The following is a 3,318-nucleotide window of genomic DNA, read 5'->3' as shown; positions in this document are numbered from 1 at the left end:
TACCCGGAAAGGTCGAAACCCGCCCGTGCAAGGGCCTTCGACTCCATCCCCCGCGCAAAAAATGCAAACCGCGAGACATCCCCCTCGCCGCAGAGGTCGTTCATGAAGTCCCGGAGGTCGGCGAAGGAGGCGGCCGCCACGCCCCGCGCTCTCTGCCACCCCCTGCCGTCGAGGCGGTAGGCGGGGTTGTACGGCATGCCTTCCGTACCTTTTCCGGGGTTTGCGACGCTCGTCTCGACGCCTGTCCGCACGCCGAGGGGCCCGGTCCTGTTCTGCCAGACCTCGACCTTGATGTCGTACGCGAAGGTCATGCCTGCAAATGCGGGCATATCGTCGTCCCGCCCGTAGACGACGGCGCCGACTTCGATGGGCATGACGACTCCCCGGTGCGTCCCGTAGACATGCCCGAACTCCATGTCGATGCAGGCGATGCGCCCGTCTTTATGATCCATTCTACGTGGCAGGGACGAAGTACTTCTTCGCCGCCCCGCACCTCGGGCAGACCCAGTCCCCGGGAAGTTTTTCAAAGGGTGTGTTCGGCGGGATATGCCGGGTGTAGTCCCCGGCCGGCGGGTTGTAGACGTACCCGCATTTCGTGCATCTATACATATCCATGGTCTCCTAGGTGTATGTCGCGCATATAATATTTTGGGATATACTCTTCTAATATACCTCCACGTTTTCGTGGAAAACCGGGGGATTTATCGCCCTCACGCCCCAAACTGTAGGGAGCGATGTACTACCACCTCATTCTTACCGACACCTGCAACCTCTGCTGTTCCTACTGCCGTGCCAAGGACTTCGAGGAGACCGACCCCTGCGGTCGCGAGGTGGCGGTCGACGACGCCGTCCCTTCCGACCTATCCTTTGACCTCACCTATCTCTACCGCTTCCTCTCCGAGGACCGGGCGCCTGTTCTCACCTTCTACGGCGGCGAACCCCTCCTCCGCCGGGATCTGATCGAGGAGGTCATGGACAATGCCCCTCCCGCCTGCCGGTTCATGATGCAGACCAACGGCCTCCTCCTTGACCGTCTCGGCCCTGAGGTCGTCAACCGCTTCTCGACGATACTCGTCTCCGTCGATGGACCGGAGGCCCTCACCAACGCCCACCGCGGCGCCGGCGTCTATGCACGGGTGATGAAGAACGTGCGGGCAATCCGTGCCGGTGGGTATGCGGGCGAACTTATTGCCAGGATGACCGTCACCGAGGACACCGATATCGAGGAGGCGGTCCTCCACCTCGCCGGCCTCCCCGACTTCGACGCCGTCCACTGGCAACTGGACGCCAACTTCTGGGGAGACTATTCGAAGCGCCACTTTGCCGCATGGGTGGAAGAGTCGTACAACCCCGGCATCCGCCGCCTTGTCGGGACATGGGTGGCGAAGATGCGGGACGAGGGGCGGGTACCCAGGTGGTACCCCTTCCTCGGGTGCATGGAAGACCTCATCCTCGGGCAGGAGACCTGTCTCCGCTGCGGGTGCGGGTATGCGAACTACACGATCATGACAGACGGGACTGTCATCCCCTGCCCCTGCATGGTCGGCATGAAGGACTGGTACCTCGGGCATATCTCCTGCATCACTCCCCACGACCTCCCGGTCGTCCATGTCGGGGCTCCCTGCACCTCCTGCGACATCGGAGGTTTCTGCGGGGGACGGTGCCTGTACTCGAACATCCTCCTCCCGTGGCCCCAGGAAGGGCGGCGCCTTGTCTGCGGCACCGTGCGGAACCTCCACGACGCACTGACGACGGCCCTCCCCGGGGTGCAGGAACTCATTGCAGAGGGAACAATCAGTATCTCCGACTTCTCGCACGAGCACTTCAACGGTTGCGAGATCATTCCCTGATGCAAAGATTAAGACTGTTCAGGTGTGATATCACTCTGATGCCCCCCTCCCTTGATGGTTATCTCCGGACTTTTGTCGCCGCCGACGGGAGTCCGACCTCCAGGGAGACGATCACCTGCGGCGGGATCGAGGTGTCGCGCTACTGGAACGAGTTCTGGACCTCGCGGCAGCGTCAGGCCTCCTCGATCCACGAGGTCTCGTACAGGGCGTGTTTCAAACCGCAACTCCCCCGCTTCTTCATCGACCTCTTTACAGAGGCGGGTGACGTCGTCTACGACCCTTTCAGCGGCCGGGGCACGACGGCGATCGAGGCGGCCCTCAGGGGACGGCGGGTGGTCGCAAATGACATCAACCCCCTGAGTGCGGTCCTCGCACGGCCGCGCCTCTCGCCCCCTGACCTTGCGGAAGTCGTCGAGAGGCTTGAAGAGGTCCCGCGGAGTCGGGGCGGTCGGGCCGGTATCGACCTCTCGATGTTCTACCACCCGAAGACCAGGGCCGAGATCGTCGCCCTGCGGCGGTACCTCCTCGGCCGGAAGGAGGACGAGGACGCCGTCGACCGCTGGATCAGGATGGTGGCGACGAACCGTCTCACCGGCCACTCGAAGGGGTTCTTCTCGGTCTACACCCTCCCGCCGAACCAGGCGGTCTCGCCGGAGAGTCAGCGGAGGATCAACGAGAAGAGGGGCCAGAAGCCGGAGTACCGGGACACCCACGCTCTTATCCTGAAAAAGTCGCGCCAGCTCCTGAAGCGCGTCTCCCCGGAGGAGATGTCGTCCCTCAGGTGTGCGGGGAAGGACGCCCTCTTTCTCACCGGGCAGGCCGACGAGACGCCACAGATCCCGGACGGTGCTGTCGCTCTCACCGTCACCTCGCCGCCCTTCCTGGACATTGTCCAGTACGCGAAGGACAACTGGTTGCGGTGCTGGTTCAACGGTCTCGACGCCGAGGAGGTCGGGGCCGGGATCACGACGGCGCGGACCGTGGAGGAGTGGGAGACGGTGATGGGCCGGGTCTTTGCCGAACTCTTCAGGGTGACGAAACCCGGGGGACGGGTCGCCTTCGAGGTCGGCGAGGTGCGGCACGGCCGCGTCGCCCTCGACGAGCATGTCGTCCCCCTCGGTGCCGGGGCAGGTTTTGTTCCCGAGGGGGTCATGGTGAACAGTCAGGTCTTCACCAAGACCTCGAATATCTGGGGGATTGCGAACAACACCGGCGGGACGAATACGAACCGCATTGTCATATTCAGAAAGCCCGAATGAGACAGCAAGAGTGCGAAAAAACCCGCAGTTATCGATCACGATATATAATGGCCCGCCCATAACCGTCCTATGGACCGGTGGATACTCCTGCCCCTTGCCGGGGCCCTCCTGATCGTTCTCGTCTGGGGCCTCGCCCTCTTCCTCCCCGATACCGGGGGAGGGATCGACGAGAGCGGCCTTCGCACTTTTTCCTCCGAGGCCGAGGTGGT

General features: G+C 63.1%; 3 protein-coding genes and 1 pseudogene. 2 read left to right on the top strand and 2 right to left on the bottom strand.

The window, feature by feature from the left end:
• Both Q0520_RS06075 and Q0520_RS06070 read right to left on the bottom strand, forming a co-directional pair.
• Positions 1-452: pseudogene (locus tag Q0520_RS06075) on the bottom strand (hypothetical protein); the annotation flags it as partial.
• A 1-nt stretch (position 453) separates the two neighbouring features.
• The gene (locus Q0520_RS06070; RefSeq protein WP_298667631.1) at positions 454-615 is read right to left on the bottom strand and encodes a rubredoxin; all 162 of its coding nucleotides are present in this window, start codon (positions 613-615) and stop codon (positions 454-456) included.
• Between the two features lie 119 nt (positions 616-734).
• On the opposite strand from Q0520_RS06070, the gene Q0520_RS06065 reads away from it, so the two are divergent.
• Positions 735-1,850 carry a TIGR04084 family radical SAM/SPASM domain-containing protein gene (locus Q0520_RS06065; RefSeq protein ID WP_298667630.1) on the top strand — a complete coding sequence of 372 codons (1,116 nt, stop codon included), beginning with the start codon at positions 735-737 and terminating at the stop codon, positions 1,848-1,850.
• Positions 1,851-1,888: 38 nt separating this feature from the next.
• Positions 1,889-3,109, top strand: a complete 1,221-nt coding sequence (locus Q0520_RS06060; protein WP_298667628.1) for a DNA methyltransferase — start codon at positions 1,889-1,891, stop codon at positions 3,107-3,109.
• Positions 3,110-3,318 lie beyond the last annotated feature (209 nt).

Source organism: uncultured Methanofollis sp. (assembly GCF_937919355.1).
Taxonomy (GTDB): Archaea; Halobacteriota; Methanomicrobia; order Methanomicrobiales; family Methanofollaceae; genus Methanofollis.
This window is presented reverse-complemented; position numbering and strand designations above follow the sequence as displayed.

Bases quoted from the DNA above. Each gene is read 5' to 3' on its own strand.
- Q0520_RS06065 (WP_298667630.1), top strand. From the start codon at position 735: ATGTACTACCACCTCATTCTTACCGACACCTGCAACCTCTGCTGTTCC.
- Q0520_RS06070 (WP_298667631.1), bottom strand. From the start codon at position 615: ATGGATATGTATAGATGCACGAAATGCGGGTACGTCTACAACCCGCCG.
- Q0520_RS06060 (WP_298667628.1), top strand. From the start codon at position 1,889: ATGCCCCCCTCCCTTGATGGTTATCTCCGGACTTTTGTCGCCGCCGAC.